Consider the following 19,454-nt stretch of genomic DNA (forward strand, 5'->3'; position numbering starts at 1 on the left):
TCTACTTTGCTTTTTTCTGAGCGGCCAGGTCGTCGTCGAAGCGCGCCCGGATCTCGTCGGCCACACCTGCGAGGTTGAGCTCCATGGTGAAGCCCTGCTCGAAGCGGTAGGAGCGGTGCACGTCCTGCACGTCGATGCCGTTGAGCGCCTTCTTGGCGGCGCGGATGACGCGGCCGTCCTTGTTGGCGATGTTCTTGGCGACCTCCATGGCGGCGGCGTCGAGTTCGGCGCGCGGCACCACCTTGAAGACCGAGCCGTAGTGGTGCAGCTGCTGCGCGGTGAGGGTGCCCGCGGTGTAGAACATGGTCCGCATCAGGTGCTGGGGGACCAGTCGCGCCAGGTGGGTGGCCGCACCGAGCGCGCCGCGGTCGACCTCGGGGAGGCCGAAGGTCGCGTCGTCGGAGGCGACGATGACGTCGGAGTTGCCGACCAGGCCGATGCCACCGCCGAGGCAGAAGCCGTTCACGGCGGTGACGACCGGAACCTCGCAGTCGTAGATCGCCGCGAAGGCGGCGAAGCAGCCGTGGTTGGCGCGGATCAGGGCGGTGTGCCCGGTGTCCGCGTTCATCTCCTTGATATCCACGCCCGCGTTGAAGCCGCGGCCCTCGGCGCGCAGCACGACGACCCGGGTCTCCGGGTTGCGGCCGGCCTGGGTGACGGCGTCGGCCAGGGCGAACCAGCCGTCGGAAGGCAGCGCGTTGACCGGCGGGTAGTCGACAGTGACGACTTCGACGCCCTCGGTTTCGGTGTGACGGTTGATCCCCATCGAATGTCCCATCGTTGGCAAAACAAGCAAGTGCTTGGTAGGTTATCACGGTGGGAATCGAAGTAAACCTGTCCGGCTCGGTCGTCTTGGTCACCGGCGGCGTGCGCGGCGTCGGCGCCGGCATCAGCCGGGTATTCCTGGACGCGGGCGCGACCGTGGTGGCCTGCGCGCGACGGCCCGGCGACACCCCCGTCGAGAGCAATGGCCGCGGCATCGACTTCCTGCCGTGCGATGTGCGCGACCCGGACTCGGTGCGCGGACTGATCGAGGCCATCGTCGCGAAGTACGGGCGGCTCGACACCGTGGTGAACAATGCCGGTGGTGCGCCCTTCGCCCTGGCCGCCGACGCCAGCGCCAACTTCCACGCCAAGATCGTGCAGCTGAATCTGCTGGCGCCGCTGCTGGTTTCGCAGGTGGCCAACGAGGTCATGCAGAAGCAGGAGACGGGCGGATCGATCGTGATGATCTCCAGCGTCTCCGGGCATCGGCCCTCCCCCGGCACCGCGGCCTACGGTGCGGCCAAAGCCGGTGTGGACAGCCTGGTTTCGTCGCTCGCGGTGGAGTGGGCTCCGAAGGTGCGGATGAACTCCGTCATCTGCGGCCTGGTCAACACCGAGTCCTCGCACCTGCACTACGGCGACGAGGAGGGCATCGCCTCGGTGAGCCGAACGGTTCCCATGCAGCGCATGGCGACGCCCGAGGACATCGGTCGCACCGCCGCGTTCCTGGCCTCGCCCCTGGCCGCGTACGTCACCGGCAGCGCGCTGCTGGTGCACGGCGGCGGCGAGAAGCCCGCCTTCCTCGAAGCATCCACCGCAGACGTCCCCGCCGTCTCGGGCCACTAGACCGATCGAACACGAAGAGGTAATCGATATGACCGACAACAAGATCTGCGACGGCCGCGTCGTCATCGTGACCGGCGCCGGTCGTGGCATCGGCCGTGCCCACGCCCTCGCCTTCGCCGCCGCCGGCGCGAAGGTGGTCGTGAACGACCTCGGCGCCGAGCTCGACGGCGCGCCCAGCCCGGACTCCCCGGCCGCGCAGGTCGTCGAGGAGATCAAGGCCCTCGGTGGCGAGGCCATCGTGAACGGCGACGACATCTCCGACTGGGAGGGCGCGCGCCGCCTGATCCAGACCGCCGTCGACACCTTCGGCCGCCTGGACGTGCTGGTCAACAATGCCGGCATCGTCCGCGACCGGATGCTGGTCAACCTCGCCGAGGACGAGTGGGACGCGGTCATCAAGGTGCACCTCAAGGGCCACTTCGCGCCCATGCGGCACGCCGCCGAGTACTGGCGCAACGAGGCCAAGGCCGGCCGCACCCCCGAGGCCCGCATCATCAACACCAGCTCCGGCGCGGGCCTGCTCGGCTCGGTCGGCCAGGGCAACTACTCCGCCGCGAAGTCCGGCATCGCGGGCCTGACCCTCACCGCGTCGGCCGAATTCGCGCGCTACGGCATCACCGTCAACGCCATCGCCCCGGCGGCCCGCACCCGCATGACCGAGACGGTCTTCGCCGACATGATGGCCGCCCCCGAGGACGGCTTCGACGCCATGGCCCCGGAAAACGTCTCGCCGCTGGTGGTCTGGCTGGGCAGCGCCGATTCCGCCGGTGTCACCGGCCGCATGTTCGAGGTCGAGGGCGGCAAGGTGACCGTCGCCGACGGCTGGCGCCACGGTGTCTCCATCGACCGCGGCGCCCGCTGGGAGCCGGCCGAGCTGGGCCCGGTCGTGCGCGACCTGCTGTCCAAGGCCACCACCCCGGAGCCGGTCTACGGCGCGTAACCTCCCCCGCCTCTCCGGGCCTCTGCTCCGGCCCAACGCTGCGCTGTGCCCGCTACTTCTTGTGGATGCCGGAGACCAGGGCGAAGACGGTGTCCAGGATCGGGGTCGGGGTGAGTGAGGTGGCCACCACCTGGATCTTTCCGGCGAGGCCCGGGATGTAGCGGGCCCTGGGGCGCTTCGCGGTGAGAGCCTTTTCGATCTCGTTGACGACCGAGTCGACGGGGGCGGCGATCTTCGGGACCTGCTGGGACATCTTGCGCAGGCCCGTGAGGTGGGCGCTGTAGAGCTCGCGCTGGGCATCGGTGAGGTGGGCGGTCGTGGTGTCGACCATGTCGGTCGCGCCGAACCAGAGGTCGGTGGCGATCGGGCCGGGCTCGATCAGGGACGTGTGGATTCCCCAGGGGCGCAGCTCCACCCGGAGGGCGTCGACCAGGCCCTCGAGGGCGAACTTGGAGGAGTTGTAGGCGCCGGTCCCGGGGGTGGAGATGCGGCCGGACAGCGAGGAGATGAAGACCACGCGGCCGCGGGTGGCGCGCAGGCGCGGTAGGACGGCCTGGGTGACCGCGACCGCACCGAAGACATTGACCTCGAACTGGTTTCGGAGGGCGTCCAGATCGAGGAGCTCGACCGGACCGTCGGCGACGATGCCCGCATTGTTGACCACGGCCGTCAGGTCGGCGGGCAGCACCTCGTCGAGGGCGGCGATGTGGTCGGGATTCGTGACATCGAGGACGACCGGAGTGATGCGGGAGTCCGCCTCGACCAGCGCCTCACCGTCGGAGAGCTTGCGGACGCCTGCGTAGACCTGCCAGTTCTGCTGCGCCAGACGCAGGCAGACGGCCTTGCCGATGCCGCGCGCCGCGCCGGTAACCAACACAGAGTTCATGGAGGTCAGCCTAATTCGGGCCGGCCGAAAGCGGCGTCCGGGAATTGCGGATGCCGTCCGGGGACGGGGGTGCCACCATGTGGCGATGGGGAATGTCCTGATTGTCGGAGACCTGCACGGGAACACCGCGCATGCGCTGGCATTGATACGGGTCGCGGCGCGGAATGACTGCGCGCGGGTGTTCGCCGTGGGGGACTTCGGGGCGTGGGAGCACATGCACTCGGGGCGGCGGTACTTCGACGTGGTGAACAGGGCGGCCAAGCGCGCCGGGGTCACCGTGTACTTCCTGGACGGGAACCACGACAAGAGCTCGCTGCTGCACGAGCTCTACGACGAGCATCCCGACGACGAGGGATTCCTGGTGTGCCGCAAGCACCTCCGGTACGCCCCGCGCGGGCACCGCTGGACCTGGGAGGGCACCAGCTTCGCCGCCTTCGGCGGGGCCCGCTCCACCGACAAGGGCTGGCGGCTGGCGCGGGAGGCCCGCAAGGCCGAGCAGGTCGCCAAGCGGCGCGGCTACGGCTCCTCGAAGCGGCCGGAGACCGCGGGCATGCTGTGGTTTCCGGAGGAGGAGATGACCGACGCCGAGCTGACCGGCCTGCTCGATGCCGACAGCTCACCGGTGGACGTACTGCTCACCCACGACAAACCGCGCGCCTCGCAGCCGAAGTGGAATCGCAAGGACAAGGACGAGTGCTATCCCAACCAGGACCGCATCCAGCGGGTGGTGCGGGCGCTGCGGCCCAGCGTGCTGTTCCACGGCCACCTGCACGTCCGCTACACCGACACCATCGCCTCCGGTGACGGGCAGTGGACCCGGATCGAGGGACTGGCCTGCGACCCGGAAGCCTCGCAGTACCTGGAGTATTCGTCCGAACACTCCAGGTACGTGCTGCAGCTGCCCTACGCCGGAGAGCAGGCGGACGGACCGGCCGCGGCCGAACCCCGTTCGCTACCTGCCTGATTCGTCGTAGGAGGAGGTGCCCTCGTCGAGCAGCGGCTCCTCCCCCTTGAAGTGCGCGGGCGCGAAGACGCGCAGCACGTGGTAGCCGGTGATGACGACCAGGGTGCCAAGGGCGATGCCGCTCAGGGTGAAGTTGCTGGTGAACTTCATGCTCACATTGCCGATGCCGATGATCAGGCCCGCGGCGGCGGGCACCAGGTTCAGCGGATTGCGGAGATCGACCCGGGCATTGGTCCAGATCTGCGCGCCCAGCAGGCCGATCATGCCGTACAGGATGACGGTGATCCCGCCCAGCACGCCGCCCGGAATGGCCGCGACGATGGCGCCGAACTTGGGGCACAGGCCGAACAGCAGCGCGAAGAACGCGGCGGCCCAGTAGGCGGCCGTGGAGTACACCCGGGTGGCGGCCATGACGCCGATGTTCTCCGAATAGGTGGTGTTGGGCGGGCCGCCGACCGCGGTGGACAGCATGGAGGCCGCGCCGTCGGCGGCGATGGCGGTGCCGAGCCTGTCGTCCAGGTTGGCGCCGGTCATCTCGCCGACCGCCTTCACGTGCCCGGCGTTCTCGGCGACCAGCGCGATCACCACCGGCAGCGCCACCAGCACCGCCGACCACTGGAAGGACGGAGCGTGGAAGCTGGGCAGGCCGAGCCAATCCGCCTTGGCCACACCGGACAGATCCAGCCGCCAGTGATCGGTGACCTTGCCACTGCCGTCGGCCGAATGGATCTGCCCGAACACCCGGTCCTGCACCCACGAGAGCCCGTACCCGAACACCAGGCCCAGGAAGATCGCGATGCGCGCGAAGAATCCGCGCAGGCCCACCACGGCCAGCCCGGTGAACAGCATGACCAGCAGCGCGGTCCACTGATCCTGCGGCCAGTAGGTCGAGGCGGTGACCGGGGCCAGGTTGAAGCCGATGAGCATGACCACCGCGCCGGTCACCACCGGTGGCATGGCGGCGTGAATGATGCGCGCGCCGAACCGCTGTACGGCCAGGCCGATCAGGAACAGCGCGGCGCCCACCACCAGGCAGGCGCCGGTAACCGTCGCGCTACTACCGCCCTGCGCCCGGATCACCGCGGCCACACCCACGAACGACAGCGAGCAGCCCAGATAGCTGGGCACCCGGCCGCGGGTGGCGAGCAGGAACAGCACGGTCGCGACGCCCGACATCATGATGGCGAGGTTGGGATCGAGCCCCATCAGCACGGGCGCAACGAAACTCGCGCCGAACATGGCCACCACGTGTTGCGCGCCCAGCCCGAAGGTGCGCGGCCATGACAGCCGCTCGTCCGGCCGCACCACCGCCCCCGGCGCGGGCGAGCGCCCGTCGCCGTGCACCTTCCAGCGGACACCCAGATCCATGAACCGCCCGCTTTCTCCCGAAGGCCCGAAACAAGTCCGCGGCCATCCTAATCCGAGCAAACCCCCAGCTCGCGCCGCGCTCCCCGCCTGGCCCGCCGAGCCCGGCCGGTGCGGTGCGAGCCCGCCGGGCCGGCCCGGCGGGCCGTCTTCACAGCTCTGGGCAACGTCCCGCAACCCGCCGGGCGCGCGGGTACGCCGATCGGTTCAGAGCAGGCCGTATCGGTGCCGGACGGCGGCGGGCAGGGCGTACGGGTTCGGGGCATCCACTTGCGACGCGGCCGAGTCATCGTGCGGCGCAGCAGTTTTCGACAACTCCGGGACCGGTCGCATCAACAGACGCCAGGCGGTCGCCACCGCGGGATCTGCGGTGAGTTCACCGCGCAGGCGATCGGCGCATTCGAGCGCGTGCGCGAGCGCCTGTTCGTGAGCATGCGAAATCGCCTGTGCCATCCGCGAATCCGGTAGCTCGAGGGCCTTGATGCGGCCGTCCGGTGCGACCACGATCCGCACCCCGTCCACGTCGGCGCGAGCCCGCACGCCGTCGATGGCGTCCTGTACCCGCCGGGCCTTGCGGGCTATCTCCTCGAACCGGCCCTGCACCGATCTCGACATGCACGCAGTGTAGGAATCCCGGCCGAAATGCCGTGGCATCCCGGCAACTTCGCGCACCCTGCGGAGGTCAGGGCTGGACGCGGATCTGCTGCATCATGTCGTGGTCGGCATGGTCGAGGTTGTGGCAGTGCCACACGTAGCCGTGGATCTCCGGGGTATCCGCCATCCCGCCCGCCATGCCGGCACCGGTGGGCGCCATGGCCTCCGCGCCGGGCGGCACGGGAACCACCGCATCGGGATCGAAGCCGAGCTCCTCGACCGACGGCCACTTCACCAGGATCCGGGTGATGGTGTCGGTCGGGCACTCGATGGTGTCCTTCCACCCGGCTTCCCAGGGCGGCGGCCCCTGCTGGGGCCCGATGGCGAACCCGTCGGCCGAGGGCGCCCAGCGGGTACCGAACGCCGGCGGGTAGTTGGCGAAGAAGTAGGCCGAGGTGAGCATGGGCTGGCGGCCGATCACCCGCATCCGGGCCAGGTGCAGGTGGATGGGGTGGTCGAACGGGGTCGTGTTGACGATGTCCCACTGTTCCACCGTCCCGGCCCGTGCCGTATCGATGTCCGAGCTCAGGAAGGGCAGATTGTTCAGCGACATCATGGTCGGGAAGACCGCCGCGGCCCGGGAATCGTCATTGAGGCCGAGTAGCGTCACCGTGCGCACCGAGCCCGGCCGGTAGGTGGGCTCCAGCGGGTCGGGCAGGCCGGGGCCGCCCCGCAGCAGTCGCGGGATGTCGTGGGCCGGACCGTCGCCCGCGCCGGTGAAGCGCATGATGGGCCGCAGCTCGGGGGCCATGAACACGGCATTGCCGAAATCGTTTTCGGCGGTATTGATCAGGTCGACGGTCTCGCCGTCGCCGAGGCCGCCGAAATCGACGAGCAGGTCCACCCGTTCACCGGGGCTCACCCGGATCGACGGTGTCGGCACCGGCCGGTCCAGCAGGCCCAGATCCCCGCCGATCGCGAAGAACAGCATGCCGTTGGAGAACTCGAAGATGTAGGGCCGCGAGTTGGAGCCGTTGAGCAGCCGGAACCGGTAGACGGTGCGCCGTACCTCGAGCCGCGGCCACACCACGCCGTTCACGCAGCACACGTCCCCCAGCTGCCCGGATTGGTTGTAGCCCTGCGGAATATAGGTGGCCACCATGGGTTGCAGGCTGCCGTCGGCATTGAAGGTCCGGTCCTGCACGATGAGCGGGATCTCGAACTCGCCGCTGGGCAGGCCGATCGGGTTGCCGTCGCGGCCGGTGTCGAATTCGTCCCGCAGGTAATATATTCCGGCCAGCCCGGCCTGGATGTTCAACCTGGTGATCCCCATGGCGTGGTCGTGGTACCAGAGGGTCGCGGCCTCCTGCCGGTTGCCGTACGCGAAGCTGGGCCCGCCGCCATTGCGCCAACCGATGAGCGGATGTCCGTCGGAGTCGGGCGAATTCGCGCCGCCGTGCAGGTGCACGGTGAAGCGCGGATCGGTGCGATCCAGCTCGGTGACGCCGTGCATGGTCAGGTCCACATGCTGGGCCAGCACATGGGTGCCCAGCTCATTGCGAAAACCGATACGCGCCACCTGATCCCGATGCGCCTCCAGGTTCGGCCCGAGCACCGGCTGCCCGAAGCCCCAGCTGCGGGTCTCCGGCAGTTCCCGGTGATAGCGGTGAGTTCCCGAGATGGCCGCCAACTCCCCTGCGGCCCGCCGTGTTTCGGGAATGGGCAGGTCGTCGACGAACGGCTGCAGCGCGGGCGAATGGTAGTTGAACGGCGTGAACGTCGGCGGGGGCAGCGGGGGCAGCGGCACGGGCGGCGGGGGCAGGGGGACCGGATCGGCGGCCGCAGCGGCCATGTAGCCCATGCCCGCTAAACCGAAGGCCCCCAGGAGGAAAACTCTTCTCGGCAGGTACTCGTCCATCACAGTCCCCACCCCGGACAACTTCGCTTTCAACCGGCCTGTCGTTCGACGATAGCGAACATTGCAAGGCCCCGGATACGAAAGCGGCACACCGAAACTCGGTGTGCCGCTTCCGAAACGCCGTATCTGGACTAGCCCAGGCGCTCGATGATGGTGACGTTGGCGGTGCCGCCGCCCTCACAGATGGTGAGCAGACCATAGCGGCCGTTCACCCGCTCCAGCTCGTTGAGCAGGGAGGCGAACAGCTTGGCGCCGGTCGCGCCCAGCGGGTGGCCCAGCGCGATGGCGCCGCCGTTGACATTGACCTTGTCGGGGTTGGCGCCGGTCTCCTTGATCCAGGCCAGCACCACCGAGGCGAAGGCCTCGTTGATCTCGATGACGTCCATGTCGTCGATGGTCAGACCGGTCTTCTCCAGCGCCCACCTGGTGGCCGGGATGGGCGCGGTCAGCATGTAGATCGGGTCCGCGCCGCGCGCGCTCACGTGGTGGATGCGCGCCCGCGGGGTGAGCCCGTACTCCTGGACCGCCCAGTCCGAGGCCAGCAGGGTGGCGCTGGAGCCGTCGGAGATCTGGCTGGCCAGGGCCGCGGTGATGCGGCTGCCCTCGGCGAGCGGCTGCAGCCCGGCCATCTTCTCCAGGGTGGTCTCGCGCGGGCACTCGTCGATCCAGAAGTCGCCCACCGGCACGATCTCGCGGTCGAACTTGCCGTCCACGATGGCCTTGCGGGCGCGCTCGTTGCTGCGCAGCGCCCACTCCTCCATGTCGCGGCGGGAGATGTCCCACTTCTCGGCGATCATGGTGGCCGAATTGAACTGCGACACTTCACCGGTGCCGTAGCGGTGGTCCCAGCCCTGCGCGCCGACGAACGGCGAGTCGAAGCCGTAGGCCTGCCCGGCCAGCATGGCCGCGGAGATCGGGATGGCGCTCATGTTCTGCACGCCGCCGGCCACGATCACCTCGGCGGTGCCGGACATGATGGCCTGGGCGCCGAAGGTGATGGCCTGCTGCGAGGAACCGCACTGCCGGTCCACGGTCACGCCCGGCACCGACTCGGGGTAGCCCGCGGCCAGCCACGAGGTGCGCGCGATGTTTCCGGCCTGCGGGCCGATGGTGTCGCAGCAGCCGAACACCACGTCGTCCACCGCGGCCGGGTCCAGGTTGGTGCGCTCGATGAGCCCCTTGATGGCGGTGGCGCCCAGATCGGCCGGGTGCACGGCGGCCAGCGAGCCGCCCCGCTTGCCGACCGGCGTGCGCACGGCGTCGATCACATACGCCTCACGCATCGGCGAATACTGACGGCGGGACGGTGCTGACATGGGGAACTCCTACTGGCTGCTGCTGCGGTGAAGTTGTCGCTGAGAGTTGGTTATGTGCGCTTCTCGGGGCTGGTGAGCCCGTCGAGCACGATGGTCAGGTACTGCTTGGCGAGGTTGTCGACGGTGATCCGGCCGCCGGGCTGGTACCAGCGCACCGACACCCAGACGGTGTCGCGCAGGAACCGGTAGGCCAGTTCGATGTCCATCTCGGGCCGGAAGCTGCCGTCGGCGACGCCGTTGGTCAGCACCTGGTGCCAGAGCTCACGGAACTCGCTGTTGTATTCCGCGATGTAGTCGAATCGCGGTGTGCCGCTGAGTCGTTTGGCCTCGGCCTGGTAGATGGCGACGGCCGCGTGGAACCGGTCGAAGGATTCGTAGGAAGCGGTGACCAGAGCTTCCAGCGTGTCGCGGGCGGGGACGCCGGCCGCCACGATTTCGCGGTAGCGACCGAAGAGGTCGTCGAGGAACCCGCGCAGGATTTCGTCCACCATGGCTTCTTTGGAATCGAAGTGGTGGTAGAGACTCCCGGATAGAATCCCCGCCGCGTCGGCAATGTCACGAACCGTGGTAGCGCGCAGGCCCCGTTCCGCGAACAGATTCGCGGCCAGGCCGAGCAGCTCGGTGCGACGTGCTGATTTGGAGGGGTCAGGTTGGGTCACCCCGTCAATATACAACCAAGCATTTGCTTGGTCCACCTGCCTCCCGCTCAGCGCATCGAATACCGCAGCGGCGACGAGACCGACAGGTCGGCCAGCAGGCGATCGCAGATGAGCACGGGTGACACCCCCGCCCGCGCCATCCGCGCCACCAGCGCCAACCGCCGTTCGGGACTGTCCCATTCGACGGTCAGCGGCTCCCGGCCCGGCCCGGCGTCCACGGTGGCCATGACCCGCGGCGGTATGCCGTCGCGACCGGGTTCCTCGATGAGCTTGAGGACCATCCCCCGCTGCCAGGCCCGATAGGTCTCCATATCGGCGCCCACCACCAATTTGTCTGTGGCAGCACATAATCCCTGCGCGATACCGTCGGTGAAGGCGGCATGGTCGTAGCGCAGGCGGCGGCAGTTGCGCACCACCTCCAGCAGATCGGCCCGGACCTCGCAGAGCAGGGCCGTCCTTTTCCGGCGACGCTGATCCGCCTCGCTGTCCGAAAACCCGATCCGGGACAGGCCGATGCGGCGGGCGCGCTCGCGATCGCGCACCATGTCCCGCCGCAACGCGCCACGCGGGTCGCGTGTCACGTCGGTTTCGTCCACGGCGTGTTCTTCCAGGATCTGCGCCGCCCGCATGGCGGTGGCGCACTCGGAGTCGTGATCCAGTAATTCCGCACCCAAAGTCAGTGCGGCCAGAACGACATTGTCGAGTCTTCGGCGCGCTAGAACGACCTCACGCACCAGCTCGAGTTCCAATTCCTCATGGGCGTGTGCTGGGGCTGCTTGTTGTCGGCGATCCGGACCCATGGGTCGTGCCCTTCGACTAGCGGTACCGGCCTAAACCAGGATTGCACAACCACACCCTCGACGCGCCAGCCATTTTTCGGTGCCATATTGCCCTCCGCTCCGCTCCGGGCGTGTTCGCGGCGCTGAAGGTCTCGTTCTTCCCTCCTCCGCTCCTCCGCTTCGCTCCCCCGCTCCAAGGCGGAGGTCTATCAAGCCGCAGTCCAGAACGAGACGCGCCGCGAACCAATCGACGGAGCATTCAAGAATTGGCAAAAACATCCGGCCCGCCTGTTTTCAGGCGGGCCGGAGAATTTTCCGAGCGAATCAGATATTGGTCAGGCGCGCTGGCTGGAAATGGAGACCACCTCGCCGGTCAGGTAGGTGGTGTAGTCGCTGGCGAGCATGGCGATGGTGGCGGCCACCTCCCACGGCTCGGCGGCGCGGCCGAAGGCCTCGCCCGCGGCCAGGCGGTCGAGCAGGTCGGCCGAGGTGACCTTGTCCAGGAAGGCGTGGCGGGCGATGGAGGGGGCCACCGCATTGATGCGCACGCCGAACTCGGCGGCCTCGACCGCGCTGCAGCGGGTCAGCGCCATGACGCCGGCCTTGGCGGCGGCGTAGTGGGCCTGGCCGTGCTGGGCGCGCCAGCCCAGGACCGAGGCATTGTTGACGATGACGCCGCCGTGGCCGGCCTCGCGGAAGTACTTGAGCACCGCCCGAGTTGCGCGGAAAGTCCCGTTCAGCGTGATGTCGAGGACCTTGTCCCACTGCTCGTCGGTCATGTCCACGACCGGCACCTCACCACCGAGGCCCGCATTGTTGACCATGATGTCGATCCGGCCCAGCGCCGCGACGGCACCGGCGACCAGCGCATCCACCTGCTCGGTCGAGCTGACGTCACAGGGCACGGAAGCGATTCGGCGGTCGGGGAATTCGGCCTGCAGCGCCTGCTCGGTCTCCTTCAGGCGACGCTCGTGCCAGTCGGAGATCACCACGTCCGCGCCCTCGGAGAGCAGGCGGCGCGCGGTGGCCGAACCGATGCCGGTGCCCGCGGCGGCGGTCACCACCGCGATCTTGCCCGCGAGCAGATTGTGGCCGGGGGTGATTTCGGGAGCGGTGGACAGGTCGACGGTATTCAATTGACGTTCGCTTCGCTCACTCACGGTCGAGCCTCTCGGGGAAGTCCGAGCACGCGCTCGGAGATGATATTGCGCTGCACTTCGTTCGAACCGCCGTAGATGGTGTCCGCACGGGTGAAGAGGAACATGCGCTGCCAGGCATTGAGGTCATCGCCCGGGCCGTCGGCGATCAGGCCGGGCGCGCCGAGCACGTCCATGGCCAATTCGCCCAGGCCGCGATGCCAGTTGGCCCACAGCAGCTTGGTCACCGAGGCCTGCCCGGCGGCGGTGCGGGCATCCACGGAGGCTCCGTCGTGGCCGGACTCCAGGGTGCGCAGCACGTGCGCGCGCAGCACCCGCAGGCCGACCCACGCCTTGTCGAAACGGTCTGCCAGGACCGGGTTCTCGATCGCCCCGTTCTCCCGGGCCACGGCCTCGAGGTCGGCGAGTTCGCGCGCGTAGCGGATCTGCTGGCCGACGGTGGAGATGCCGCGCTCGAAGGTGAGCGTGCCCATGGCGACCTTCCAGCCGTCGCCGGGCTGCCCGACCACCAGATCGGCGGCGGTGCGGGCATTGTCGAAGAAGACCTCGTTGAATTCCGCGGTCCCGGTGAGCTGGATGATGGGCCGCACCTCGACGCCCGGCTGCTTCATGGGGACGAGCAGGTAGGACAGACCGTGGTGGCGGGTCGAGCCCTTCTCGGTGCGGGCGACCACGAAGCACCAGTCGGACAGGTGCGCCAGCGAGGTCCAGATCTTCTGGCCGTTGATCACCCATTCGTCGCCCTCGAGCTGGGCGGAGGTGGTGACGGCGGCCAGGTCCGAGCCCGCGCCCGGCTCCGAATAGCCCTGGCACCACAGCTCGGTGACATTGCGGATGCCCGGCAGGAAGCGCTTCTTCTGCTCCTCGGTGCCGAAGGCGATGACCGTGGGTCCGAGCAGTTCCTCGCCGAGGTGCGAAACCCGGCTCGGGGCATCGGCTTTGGCGTATTCCTCATGGAAGATGACCTGCTGGCGCAGGGTGGCGTCGCGGCCGCCCCACTCCTTGGGCCAGCCCAGGCAGGTCAGGCCGGCGGCGGCGAGGGCGCGATCCCATTCGAGCCGCTCCTCGAAGGCCTCGTGCTCGCGCCCGGGACCACCCAGACCGCGCAGCTCGCGGAACTGGCCGTTCAGGTTCTCGGCCAGCCATTCGCGCACCTCAGCACGGAATTCGGCGTCCTCGGGGGGCTCAATCCCGCTGGCCGGTTCGGGGGTCTGGATCATGCTCACGTCGGTAGAGTAACCTACCAAGCACTTGCTTTGTTAGACCCATTCCCGGACAGCGAGGAAGCCCTGTGACATCTCCTCCGCAGACCACACCGCTCGCCCTGCACGCGGCCGCGCACGTCTACGGTGACGCGCCCGCTGTCGGCGACGGTGCCGTGCGACTGAGCTGGTCGCAACTGCTGGACTCGGTGCGTGAGACCGCGCGTGCGCTGATGGCGCGCGGCATTCAGCGCGGCGACCGCATCGGCATCTGGGCGCCCAACACGCATCACTGGGTGACCGCGGTGCTGGCGAGCCACTACGTGGGTGCGGCGATCGTTCCGCTCAATACCCGGTACGTGGCCGCCGAGGCGGCGGATGTGCTGTCGCGGGTGCATGCCAAGGCGCTGTTCATCACGGGCGAATTCCTGGGGCGCGACCGGCTGACCGAACTGCGGACCGCCGCACCGGAACTGGGCATCGAGACCACCATCGTGATCCCCGTCGAGGGCGAGGCCCCCGTCGAGGACGCCATCGTCTGGTCGGAACTGGGCAAGGTGGCCGAGGCGGTGAGTCTCGAGCAGGTCGTCGCCCGCGCGGAATCGGTATCGCCGAACGATCTTTCGGACATCCTGTTCACCTCCGGCACCACCGGGCGCAGCAAGGGCGTGCTCATCGCGCATCACCAGGTGCTGAGCAGCGCCCGGGCCTGGGCCGACTGCGCGACGCTGAACAACACCGACCGCTATCTGATCGTGCCGCCGTTCTTCCACAGCTTCGGGTACAAGGCGGGCATCATCACCAGCCTGGTCACCGGGGCGACCATGATTCCGCAGGCCGTGTTCGACGTGCGGGAGACCATGCGGCTCATCCAGGGCGAGCGCATCACCGTGCTGACCGGTCCGCCGACCATCCACCAGACCATCCTCGGCCACCCGGAGCGCGACGGGGCGGACCTGTCCAGCCTGCGCGTCGCGGTCACCGGCGCGGCCACCGTGCCGGTCGTGCTCATCGAAAGAATGCGCAGCGAGCTCGATTTCGAGGTGGTGCTGACCGCGTACGGGCAGACCGAATCCGGCGGGTTCGGCACCATGTGCCGGCCCGAGGACTCCAGCGAGACCATCGCCAATACCTGCGGGCGCACCATCGACGGCTTCGAGATGAAGCTCGCCGACAATGGCGAACTGCTGCTGCGCAGCGACCAGGTGATGCGCGGCTACCTCGACGATCCGCAGGCCACGGCCGCGACCATCGACGCCGACGGCTGGCTGCACACCGGTGACGTCGCCGTCATCGACGACCGCGGCTACATGAAGGTCACCGACCGGCTCAAGGACATGTACATCTCCGGCGGCTTCAATGTGTATCCCGCCGAGGTGGAACAGACCATGGCCCGGCTCGAGGGTGTCGCCGAGACCGCGGTCATCGGCGTGCCGGACGAGCGCATGGGCGAGGTCGGCAAGGTGTTCGTGGTGCGCCGGTCCGGCTCGGAGCTGACCGCCGACGACGTGCAGGCCTACGCCAAGGCGCAGCTGGCCAACTTCAAGGTGCCCAAGTACGTGGAATTCCGCGACGAGCTGCCCTACAACGCCGCCGGAAAGGTTCTCAAGCGGCAATTACGTGAGGAGACCGCGTGAGCGAGTCAAGCCCGGAGGCGGTAGCGGAGCGTAACCACGTGGGCGCTCGATCACGCGCAAAGGAGACAGTGTGAGCCAGGAACTGGGTGCCATCCCGGACGAGGGCGAAGTCGTCCGCTACGAGAAGCGGGGGCCGATCGCGGTCGTCACGCTGAACCGGCCGGACTACCGCAATGCGCAGAACTCGGTCATGACCTACGCGCTCGATGCCGCCTTCGTGCGGGCCGTCGAGGATCCGGAGGTCAAGGTGATCGTGCTGGGCGGCGCCGGAAAGCATTTCAGCGCGGGCCACGACATCGGCACGCCGGGCCGCGACCACCACATCAAGTACGAGAACAAGGCCGCGCTGTGGTGGGACCACACCGATCGCCCGGGCGGCGATCAGCGCTTCGCCCGTGAGTCCGAGGTCTACCTGGGCATGTGCCGCCGCTGGCGGGAGATCCCCAAGCCGACCATCGCCATGGTGCAGGGCGCGTGCATCGCCGGTGCGCTCATGCTGGCCTGGTCCTGCGACATGATCGTGGCCTCCGAGGACGCATTCTTCTCCGATCCGGTTGTCCGCATGGGCATTCCAGGCGTCGAGTACTTCGCGCACCCGTGGGTGCTGGGGCCGCGCCGCGCCAAGGAGATCCTGTTCACCGGCGAACGCTTCACCGCCGCACAGGCTTACGAGTGGGGCATGGTCAATCGTGTCGTCCCGCGCTCGGATCTGGAGACCGAGACCTTCGCGCTGGCCGACAAGATCGCGGAGATGCCGCAGTTCGGGCTGGCGCTGACCAAGAAGGCCGTCAACCAGTGTGAGGACCTCATGGGCATGCGGGCCGGCATGGACTCGGTGTTCGGGCTGCACCACTTCGCGCACGCCCACAATGCCGAGGTCGGCGCGGACTCGCTGGGCGGGATGAACGCCAAGTCCATGAAGGCCGCCGCGACCGACGCTGCCGGCCGCGAAACAGAATCCGCCAACAACGACGGGGCGAAATAAGTGGATCTCGAATTCGACGCCAAGACAGAGGAGTTCCGCGCCGAGGTGCGCGAGTTCCTGGCGGCCAATGTGCCCGCCACTCCCCTGCCCTCCATGGACACCGAGGAGGGCTTCGAGGCGCACCGCGCGTGGGAGGCCAAGCTCGCCGAGGCCCGCCTGTCGTGTGTGGCCTGGCCCGCCGAGTACGGCGGCCGCGACGCCTCGCTGACCGAGTGGGTCATCTTCGAGGAGGAGTACTACGCCGCGGGCGCGCCGGGCCGCGTCTCGCAGAACGGCATCTTCCTGCTCGCGCCGACCCTGTTCGAGCACGGCTCGCCGGACCAGCTGGCCCGCATCCTGCCGAGAATGGCGCGCGCCGACGACATCTGGGCGCAGGCGTGGTCCGAGCCGGAGGCCGGCTCCGACCTGGCGGGCATCCGCTCCACCGCCAAGCGCACCGAGGGCGGCTGGCTGCTCAACGGCCAGAAGACCTGGAGTTCGCGAGCCTCGTTCGCGGACTGGGGTTTCGGCCTGTTCCGCAGCGACCCGGAGGCCGAGCGCCACCGCGGCCTGACCTATCTGATGTTCCCGCTCACCGCGGAAGGCATTACGGTGCGGCCGATTCCGCAGCTGGACGGCGAGCCGGGCTTCGCGGAGATCTTCCTGGACAACGTGTTCGTGCCGGATGCGGACGTGATCGGCGAGCCGAACAACGGCTGGAAGGTCGCCATGGCCACCTCCAGCAATGAGCGCGGCCTGTCGCTGCGTTCGCCGGGCCGGTTCAATGCCACCGCCAACAAGCTCATCGAGCTGTGGCGCGGTGCGGCCGCCGAGTCCGACACCGCCCTCGCCGACCGCGTGGTCGACGCCTGGGTGGGCGCGGAGGCGTACCGCCTCAACACCTGGGCCACCGTGACCCGGCTGGCCGAGGGCGGTCAGCTCGGCGCGGAATCCTCGGTGAACAAGGTCTTCTGGTCGGATCTGGACATCGCCATGCACGAGACCGCGCTCGATCTGCACGGCGCGGCCGCGGAACAGGAATCGGCCTGGACCGATGGCTACCTGTTCTCGCTGGCGGGCCCGATCTACGCCGGCACCAACGAGATCCAGCGCAATATCATCGCCGAACGCCTGCTCGGCCTGCCGCGATAGCCACCCGGAGGACGACGACATGCGATTCGCATTGACCGCAGAACAGAACGATTTCGCCGCCAGCCTGCGCAAGATGGGCGAGGCCGCCAAGACTCCCGGCGTCGTCCGGGCGTGGGGCGCGGGCGATTCCACCGCCGGGCGCGCACTCATCGGCCAGCTGGCCGAGGCGGGCGCGCTGGGCCTGACCGTCACCGAGGAGAACGGCGGCTTCGGCGCGGGCCCGGTCGAGATGATCGTGGCCTTCACCGAGATCGGCCGGGCCGCGGTGCCGGGCCCGCTGGTGGAGACCGCCGCCGCGATTCCCGCACTGCTGCAGGCGCTTCCGGACTCGGCGCTCGCCGCCGAACGGCTGCCCGAGCTGGCCGAGGGCGCGAAGCTGGGCACCCTCGCGGTGACCGCCACGGCCGGCGCGAATGCGGGCCGGGCCGAGGGCGCGGCCACCGCGCTGGATGCCGACATCGCCGACCTGGTGCTGATCGCCGAGGGCGACCGCATCGCGCTGGCCACCGCCGGTGCACTGGTGACGTCGGTGGACGCCGCCCGCCGCCTGTTCACCGTGGCCGCCGTCGAGACCCTGGCCGAGGGCGAAGGCGTCGGCGCCGCCATCGATCTCGCCTTCGACACCGCCGCCCTGGCCGCCGCCGCGCAGCTGCTCGGCGCGGGCCGGGCGCTGCTGGACACCAGCGTCGAGTACGTCAAGCAGCGGCAGCAGTTCGGCACCCCGATCGGGCGCTACCAGGCCATCAAGCACCACGTGGCCAATGCCCACATCGGGCTGGACATGGCGCAGCCGCTGCTCTACCGGGCGGCCCTGACCCTGGAGTCCGGCGCGGACGCACAGACCCGCGGCCGCGACATCTCCGCGGCCAAGCTGGCCTGCGGCGAGGCCGCCTACCAGGCCGCCCGCATCGCGCTGCAGGTGCACGGCGCCATCGGCTACACCGCCGAATGCGATCTGTCGCTGTGGCTGACCAAGGTCACCGCGCTGCGCTCGGCCTGGGGCACCCCGGCCGAACACCGCGCCCGGATCGCCGCCGCGCTCCGCGCCGGAAACGTCGCATGAGCACCCCGGCGGCCGGGGCGCCGGGCACGCCCGGCCGCCGGGCGACACACTCGAATCACTTCTACGACATGGGAGCGAAGGCATGAGCCTCACCGCCGAACAGCAGGAACTCGCGACCACCGTGCGCGCGGTGCTGGCCAAGCACGGGGACAGCGCGGCCATGCGGCGCGGGCTGGAGAGCGAGCGCGGCTACGACGAGCAGCTGTGGAAGCTGTTGTGCGAGCATGTCGGTGTCGCCGCGCTGGCGATTCCGGAGGAGTTCGGCGGCGTCGGGGTCGGTCTGGTCGAGTCCCTGCTGGTGGTCGAGGAGCTCGGGCGCACGCTGTCCGCGCCGCCCATGCTCGGCTCGGCCGTGCTGGGTGTGCAGGCGCTGCTGCTGGCCGGGAACGCCGAGGCCAATGAGCGGCTGCTGCCGGAGGTCGCCGAGGGTGTCCGCACGCTGGCGCTGTGCTGGGCCGGGCCGCGCGGCTGGGACTCGTTCGGGGTCACCGCCGAGGGCGAAAAGCTCTCGGGCTCCGCGCATTACGTGCTGGACGGCGTGCACGCCGACACCCTGCTGGTGCTGACCGCCGCGGGCCTGTTCGAGGTGGACGGCACGGCCGCGGGCGTCACCCGCACCGCGGTCGTCACCCAGGATCCGACCCGCAAGCTGGCGCGCATCGACTTCGATTCGGTCGAGGCCCGTCCGCTGGGCGTGCTGAATGTCGCCCGGCTGCGTGAAATCGCCTGGGCGGCAGTGGTTGCCGAGCAGCTCGGCGCGGCCGAGCAGTGCCTCGACATGACCGTCGAGTACTCCAAGTCCCGGGTGCAGTTCGGTCGCCCGATCGGCAGCTTCCAGGCGCTCAAGCACCGCATGGCCGATATGTACGTGCTGGTCGAGTCGACCCGTTCCATCGCGTACCTGGCCATCGCGGGCCTGGCCGAAGGTGCGGTCGAGGCCGTCGACGTGCAGTCCGCCCGCCTGCATGCCATCGACACCTTCAACTCGGTGGTGTCCGAGACCGTCCAGATGCACGGCGGTATCGCGATCACCTGGGAGCACGACGCGCACCTGTTCTTCAAGCGCGCCCACGCCGACGCCCAGCTCTTCGGCACTCCCGCCCGTCCGCTGGCCCGTCCGGCCTAGCGGAAACCTTTCCGGAAACGGCCCGTGCGCAGTTCGCTGCGCACGGGCCGTTTGCGTTGTGCCGTATCTCACGCGACAAATATCGTTAGCCTATGCAATTAGATAGTTAGCTTATGCAACA

At 69.0% G+C, this 19,454-nt stretch carries 18 protein-coding genes; 8 read left to right on the top strand and 10 right to left on the bottom strand.

The window, feature by feature from the left end; all coding sequences use genetic code 11:
- Nucleotide 1 precedes the first annotated feature (1 nt).
- Entirely contained in the window at nt 2–766 is a 765-nt protein-coding gene (locus ACFXIV_RS06485) for an enoyl-CoA hydratase family protein (RefSeq protein WP_354831217.1), read from the bottom strand.
- Nucleotides 767–816: 50 nt separating this feature from the next.
- Between ACFXIV_RS06485 and ACFXIV_RS06490 the strand changes: the two genes are divergently transcribed.
- Both ACFXIV_RS06490 and ACFXIV_RS06495 read left to right on the top strand, forming a co-directional pair.
- The gene (locus ACFXIV_RS06490; protein ID WP_379383149.1) at nt 817–1,611 is read left to right on the top strand and encodes an SDR family oxidoreductase; all 795 of its coding nucleotides are present in this window, start codon (nt 817–819) and stop codon (nt 1,609–1,611) included.
- A 28-nt stretch (nt 1,612–1,639) separates the two neighbouring features.
- Nucleotides 1,640–2,551, top strand: coding sequence for an SDR family oxidoreductase (locus tag ACFXIV_RS06495; protein ID WP_379383150.1), 912 nt, complete (start codon nt 1,640–1,642; stop codon nt 2,549–2,551).
- Between the two features lie 52 nt (nt 2,552–2,603).
- On the opposite strand, the gene ACFXIV_RS06500 is transcribed toward ACFXIV_RS06495, so the two are convergent.
- Nucleotides 2,604–3,437: an SDR family oxidoreductase gene (locus tag ACFXIV_RS06500; RefSeq protein WP_379398135.1), complete on the bottom strand. Its 834-nt coding sequence runs from the start codon at nt 3,435–3,437 to the stop codon at nt 2,604–2,606.
- A gap of 85 nt (nt 3,438–3,522) precedes the next feature.
- Here ACFXIV_RS06500 and ACFXIV_RS06505 point away from each other — a divergent pair, with 85 nt between their 5' ends.
- Entirely contained in the window at nt 3,523–4,401 is an 879-nt protein-coding gene (locus tag ACFXIV_RS06505) for a metallophosphoesterase (protein WP_379398137.1), read from the top strand.
- Here the strand turns inward: ACFXIV_RS06505 and ACFXIV_RS06510 are convergent.
- From ACFXIV_RS06510 to ACFXIV_RS06545, 8 genes are all read right to left on the bottom strand, one after another.
- A complete protein-coding gene (locus tag ACFXIV_RS06510) occupies nt 4,390–5,769 on the bottom strand; it encodes a uracil-xanthine permease family protein (protein ID WP_379398139.1) in 1,380 nt (459 codons plus the stop codon). The genes ACFXIV_RS06505 and ACFXIV_RS06510 overlap by 12 nt on opposite strands.
- Nucleotides 5,770–5,973: 204 nt before the next feature.
- Entirely contained in the window at nt 5,974–6,381 is a 408-nt protein-coding gene (locus ACFXIV_RS06515) for a hypothetical protein (protein ID WP_379398141.1), read from the bottom strand.
- A 67-nt stretch (nt 6,382–6,448) separates the two neighbouring features.
- On the bottom strand, nt 6,449–8,290 hold the full coding sequence (locus tag ACFXIV_RS06520) for a multicopper oxidase family protein (RefSeq protein ID WP_379398143.1): 1,842 nt from the start codon (nt 8,288–8,290) through the stop codon (nt 6,449–6,451).
- 119 nt (nt 8,291–8,409) lie between these two features.
- Entirely contained in the window at nt 8,410–9,561 is a 1,152-nt protein-coding gene (locus tag ACFXIV_RS06525; RefSeq protein WP_379421226.1) for an acetyl-CoA C-acetyltransferase, read from the bottom strand.
- Nucleotides 9,562–9,644: 83 nt separating this feature from the next.
- On the bottom strand, nt 9,645–10,253 hold the full coding sequence (locus ACFXIV_RS06530; protein WP_379398145.1) for a TetR/AcrR family transcriptional regulator: 609 nt from the start codon (nt 10,251–10,253) through the stop codon (nt 9,645–9,647).
- 47 nt (nt 10,254–10,300) lie between these two features.
- Nucleotides 10,301–11,002, bottom strand: a complete 702-nt coding sequence (locus ACFXIV_RS06535; RefSeq protein WP_379421221.1) for a hypothetical protein — start codon at nt 11,000–11,002, stop codon at nt 10,301–10,303.
- A gap of 365 nt (nt 11,003–11,367) precedes the next feature.
- Nucleotides 11,368–12,192, bottom strand: coding sequence for an SDR family oxidoreductase (locus ACFXIV_RS06540; RefSeq protein ID WP_379398149.1), 825 nt, complete (start codon nt 12,190–12,192; stop codon nt 11,368–11,370).
- A complete protein-coding gene (locus ACFXIV_RS06545) occupies nt 12,189–13,409 on the bottom strand; it encodes an acyl-CoA dehydrogenase family protein (RefSeq protein WP_364606757.1) in 1,221 nt (406 codons plus the stop codon). The genes ACFXIV_RS06540 and ACFXIV_RS06545 overlap by 4 nt, the downstream gene beginning before the upstream one ends.
- A gap of 71 nt (nt 13,410–13,480) precedes the next feature.
- Between ACFXIV_RS06545 and ACFXIV_RS06550 the strand changes: the two genes are divergently transcribed.
- The 5 genes from ACFXIV_RS06550 to ACFXIV_RS06570 all read left to right on the top strand — a co-directional run bounded on the left by ACFXIV_RS06550 (nt 13,481) and on the right by ACFXIV_RS06570 (nt 19,333).
- Nucleotides 13,481–15,028: a FadD3 family acyl-CoA ligase gene (locus tag ACFXIV_RS06550; RefSeq protein WP_379398151.1), complete on the top strand. Its 1,548-nt coding sequence runs from the start codon at nt 13,481–13,483 to the stop codon at nt 15,026–15,028.
- 70 nt (nt 15,029–15,098) lie between these two features.
- Entirely contained in the window at nt 15,099–16,013 is a 915-nt protein-coding gene (locus ACFXIV_RS06555) for an enoyl-CoA hydratase (protein WP_379398153.1), read from the top strand.
- Entirely contained in the window at nt 16,014–17,144 is a 1,131-nt protein-coding gene (locus tag ACFXIV_RS06560; protein WP_379398155.1) for an acyl-CoA dehydrogenase family protein, read from the top strand.
- Nucleotides 17,145–17,163: 19 nt separating this feature from the next.
- The gene (locus ACFXIV_RS06565; RefSeq protein ID WP_379398157.1) at nt 17,164–18,207 is read left to right on the top strand and encodes an acyl-CoA dehydrogenase family protein; all 1,044 of its coding nucleotides are present in this window, start codon (nt 17,164–17,166) and stop codon (nt 18,205–18,207) included.
- A gap of 82 nt (nt 18,208–18,289) precedes the next feature.
- Complete coding sequence (locus ACFXIV_RS06570; RefSeq protein WP_379398159.1) at nt 18,290–19,333, top strand: acyl-CoA dehydrogenase family protein; 1,044 nt, start codon at nt 18,290–18,292, stop codon at nt 19,331–19,333.
- The last annotated feature ends 121 nt before the right edge of the window (nt 19,334–19,454 follow it).

It is taken from the genome of Nocardia sp. NPDC059236 (genome assembly GCF_042754085.1).
Taxonomy (GTDB): domain Bacteria; phylum Actinomycetota; class Actinomycetes; order Mycobacteriales; family Mycobacteriaceae; genus Nocardia.

Excerpts from the sequence above, each read along its gene's own strand:
- ACFXIV_RS06485 (WP_354831217.1), bottom strand. The coding sequence starts at position 766 with ATGGGGATCAACCGTCACACCGAAACCGAGGGCGTCGAAGTCGTCACT.
- ACFXIV_RS06495 (WP_379383150.1), top strand. The coding sequence starts at position 1,640 with ATGACCGACAACAAGATCTGCGACGGCCGCGTCGTCATCGTGACCGGC.
- ACFXIV_RS06500 (WP_379398135.1), bottom strand. The coding sequence starts at position 3,437 with ATGAACTCTGTGTTGGTTACCGGCGCGGCGCGCGGCATCGGCAAGGCC.
- ACFXIV_RS06505 (WP_379398137.1), top strand. The coding sequence starts at position 3,523 with ATGGGGAATGTCCTGATTGTCGGAGACCTGCACGGGAACACCGCGCAT.
- ACFXIV_RS06510 (WP_379398139.1), bottom strand. The coding sequence starts at position 5,769 with ATGGATCTGGGTGTCCGCTGGAAGGTGCACGGCGACGGGCGCTCGCCC.
- ACFXIV_RS06515 (WP_379398141.1), bottom strand. The coding sequence starts at position 6,381 with ATGTCGAGATCGGTGCAGGGCCGGTTCGAGGAGATAGCCCGCAAGGCC.
- ACFXIV_RS06525 (WP_379421226.1), bottom strand. The coding sequence starts at position 9,561 with ATGCGTGAGGCGTATGTGATCGACGCCGTGCGCACGCCGGTCGGCAAG.
- ACFXIV_RS06545 (WP_364606757.1), bottom strand. The coding sequence starts at position 13,409 with ATGATCCAGACCCCCGAACCGGCCAGCGGGATTGAGCCCCCCGAGGAC.
- ACFXIV_RS06565 (WP_379398157.1), top strand. The coding sequence starts at position 17,164 with ATGCGATTCGCATTGACCGCAGAACAGAACGATTTCGCCGCCAGCCTG.
- ACFXIV_RS06570 (WP_379398159.1), top strand. The coding sequence starts at position 18,290 with ATGAGCCTCACCGCCGAACAGCAGGAACTCGCGACCACCGTGCGCGCG.